The sequence below is a fragment of the Pseudomonas protegens genome, assembly GCF_003732485.1.
Classification (GTDB): Bacteria; Pseudomonadota; Gammaproteobacteria; order Pseudomonadales; family Pseudomonadaceae; genus Aquipseudomonas; species Aquipseudomonas protegens_B.
The window spans coordinates 1-3377 of the sequence record NZ_MOAK01000050.1 but is presented as its reverse complement, the minus strand read 5'-3'; the positions used below and the strand labels follow the sequence as shown (position 1 = coordinate 3377).

Genomic DNA, 3377 nt, shown 5'->3' with positions numbered 1-3377 from the left:
CTACGCCAAGGCAGGGTCGGCAGCACCGGCGGTCGCCCTCTTCGCCGCCGTTGATGAAACAGGCCACGGGCTGGGTTGGCAGGGCCGTGTGGCCGCAGCCTATGTGTCTTCCAAGGTCGATATCACACGCGAACAACTGGCTTACACCGAGGCCGGCCAAGGACGTTCGAGCCTGCGCGGCAAGTCCTTGAGCATCGAAGGCGCCTACGGCGTGATGCTCAATGCAATGACCCTGACGCCGTATCTGGGCCTCAGCCAGACTCAGGTCAGCCGCCAGGGCTATCGTGAAAACAGCGGCGCGGTGTTTGCGGCCAGCTACGCGAAAATGGGCCGCACGACCACCAGCCTGAACCTCGGTGTGCGGGGCGCCAAAAAGCTCACCCGGCAGCTGGAACTCAGTGCCAACCTGGAGCTGACCCAGGACCTGCGCAACAAGCGCGATGCCTTTCAAGCCCAAATGGAGTACCTGGGGCGCTACACCTACCAGGCCGGAAAACAGCACGACGCTCGCCTGGGGGCCGGCACGGGAGTGAGCTATGCCCTGAACGAACACAGCGCCGTCCATACGGGCGTGTTCTGGGCGCAGCAACCAGGTGGCAATGATGTGACCGGTATTCAGACAGCCTTCACTTATCAGTTCTGATAGCAGCTTGCCCCGTCGGCCTGAATTTGAAGCCGGCCGGGGACGCGGGTGCACGTTCGCCATTCAGTGACTCGGGCAGGTCCGGGAGCCAGGCGCAGATGGCGGCACTGATTGCCGAGAATGACCAGGTGTTCAAGGTGCACCTCAATCGCTACAAATACGCCGAGCGCTACCCCGAGGCGCCCATGGAGCACTACCGGGCCCAGGGCGAGGCGTTTCTGGCGCGCCTCGATAGCCTGTTGCAGCAGCGCCGCTATCTGCTGGCGGCGCATCCGAGCCTGGCGGACATGGCGCTGCTGCCGTTTGTTCGTCAGTTTGCCCATGTGGACCGGGAGTGGTTTGCCCAGACGCCTTATCGCTCCTTGCAGGAGTGGTTGCAGGAGCAGCTCGAATCAGAATTGTTCCTGGCAATCATGGCCAAACAATAACTTTCACAAAATGCGCGTATCGCGCAGCGTCAAATAGGTTGATCTGCCGAAATAACGGGATTTCAGAATTTTCCTAAAGACTTAATCCGCAACTAATAACTAAACTAATTCGACCAATCAAGTTACCCCCCCGCCCATATAAATAAGACAACCTACTGACTGCCTCAACTTGTAGTCTCACATTCGAAGCAACTGAAACCTCTAGCCAGCCGAACTTGAGCACCTAAATCCCGCGCAAATAACGCTTCTACCTCCAGCAGCTGCCAGCCTCCTACAAAACAAACACTCATTATTTCCGACTGCTGCAGCCCTTCTTTTTCACCAGGTAAATCATATTGAAAAAGCACCTTGCAACAGCCGCATCAATACTAATCTACGTAGTTTTTTATTCAGCACAGTCTTGCGCAAAAGTTAAGGTCGAAACTATCGATTTAAGTTCTTTAGTCGGTAAAAACTCCGTAGCCTATGGTGTATCCGCTGACGGCCGTTTCATCATTGGCACTACGATAGTGCAAGACACTCAAAGCGCGTTCAAATACAGCGATGCGACCGGCATGGTCAATCTGGGCTCCCTCCCGGGGGGACGCCATGCCTCTGCCAAAGCCATATCCGCTGACGGCAATGTGATCGTGGGAAGCGCTAGCACCTCTAGCACGGTTCACGCCTTCAAGCACACCGACGCAACCGGCATGGTCGACCTGGGCACGTTGAGTGGAGGGGGAATCTCAGATGCGGTAGGCGTATCGGCTGACGGCGCGGTTGTCGTAGGCCATTCGAGTGCAGCCAATGGAGCGCTTCATGCTTTCAAGCACACCGATACGACTGGCATGATCGATCTGGGCACCCTGGATGCGGGCAACAGCGGCTACTCCGGTGCCACTGCCGTGTCCGCGGACGGCAGCATTGTCGTGGGATACGCGAATATCGATGCCAGCACAGGCATGCAACATGCCTTCAAGCACACCGACGCAAGCGGCATGATCGATCTGGGCACCCTGGGAGGGCAGGCCTCACAAGCGTCCGGCATCTCCGCCGACGGCCGCGTTATCGTGGGAATGGCCGAGACAGCTACAGGCGGCACTCAAGCGTTCAAGCACACTGACACTGCCGGCATGGTCGGCCTGGGCTCCTGGGGTGGTGACTCCTTCGCTTCTAGCGCTTCCGCCGACGGTAGCGTCATCGTGGGAGGCGCCGCGACGGCCACTGGCTATGCCCATGCATTCAGGCACACCGATGCCAGCGGCATGGTCGACCTGGGCACCCTGGGCGGTGAAACGTCAGCCGCGACCGGCGTCTCCGCTGACGGCAATGTTGTCGTGGGCCTCAGCCTTACGGGTGAAGGTGCCATGCACGCCGCGCTATGGAAAATCACCGACACAGGCTCCCACCTTGTCGACCTGGACAACACCCGTACCGCCATGGCCAAGAACGCCAATCGGGCCTGGGGGATGCTCGATTTGCGCAGCGAACAACTGGCTCGATTGATGAGCCAGGAATGCCAGATCGACAGTGGCTCGTTCTGTATCGGTGTTGGCCCGAGCTACAGTCGCAACAGCGTGGCCAGGCAGACCACCATGAGTCTGACCTTGGGGGTTCGTCCCACCGAGCATCTGCGCCTGGGCGTCACCCTGGATCAGGACCTCGATCGGCAACTGCCGGACAACTACGCCAAGGCAGGGTCGGCAGCACCGGCGGTCGCCCTCTTCGCCGCCGTTGATGAATCAGGTCATGGGCTGGGTTGGCAGGGCCGTGTGGCCGCAGCCTATGCGTCTTCCAAGGTCGACATCACACGCGAACAACTGGCTTACACCGAGGCCGGCCAAGGGCGTTCGAGCCTGCGCGGCAAGTCCTTCAGCATCGAAGGCGCCTATGGCGTGATGCTCAATGCGATGACCCTGACGCCGTATCTGGGCCTCAGCCAGACTCAGGTCAGCCGCCAGGGCTATCGTGAAAACAGCGGCGCGGTGTTTGCGGCCAGCTACGCGAAAATGGGCCGCACGACCACCAGCCTGAACCTCGGTGTGCGGGGCGCCAAAAAGCTCACCCGGCAGCTGGAACTCAGTGCCAACCTGGAGCTGACCCAGGACCTGCGCAACAACCGTGACGCCTTTCAAGCCCGGATGGAGTATCTGGGGCGATACACCTACCAGGCCGAAAAACAGCACAACGCTCGCCTGGGGGCCGGCACGGGAGTGAGCTATGCCCTGAACAAAAACAGCGCCGTCCATACGGGCGTGTTCTGGGCGCAGCAACCAGGTGGCAATGATGTGACCGGTATTCAGACAGCCTTCACTTATCAGTTCTGA

Annotated in this window: 2 protein-coding genes and 1 pseudogene; all 3 read left to right on the top strand. The window is 59.5% G+C overall.

Features of this window, described 5'->3' with window-relative positions; genetic code table 11:
* A partial coding sequence (locus tag BLX41_RS35175; protein ID WP_259744768.1) for an autotransporter outer membrane beta-barrel domain-containing protein occupies positions 1 to 643 on the top strand: 643 nt, incomplete at its 5' end.
* Positions 644 to 732: 89 nt separating this feature from the next.
* Positions 733 to 1071, top strand: a pseudogene (locus BLX41_RS12395) (glutathione S-transferase C-terminal domain-containing protein); the annotation flags it as partial.
* A 335-nt stretch (positions 1072 to 1406) separates the two neighbouring features.
* A complete protein-coding gene (locus tag BLX41_RS12390; RefSeq protein ID WP_259744767.1) occupies positions 1407 to 3377 on the top strand; it encodes an HAF repeat-containing protein in 1971 nt (656 codons plus the stop codon).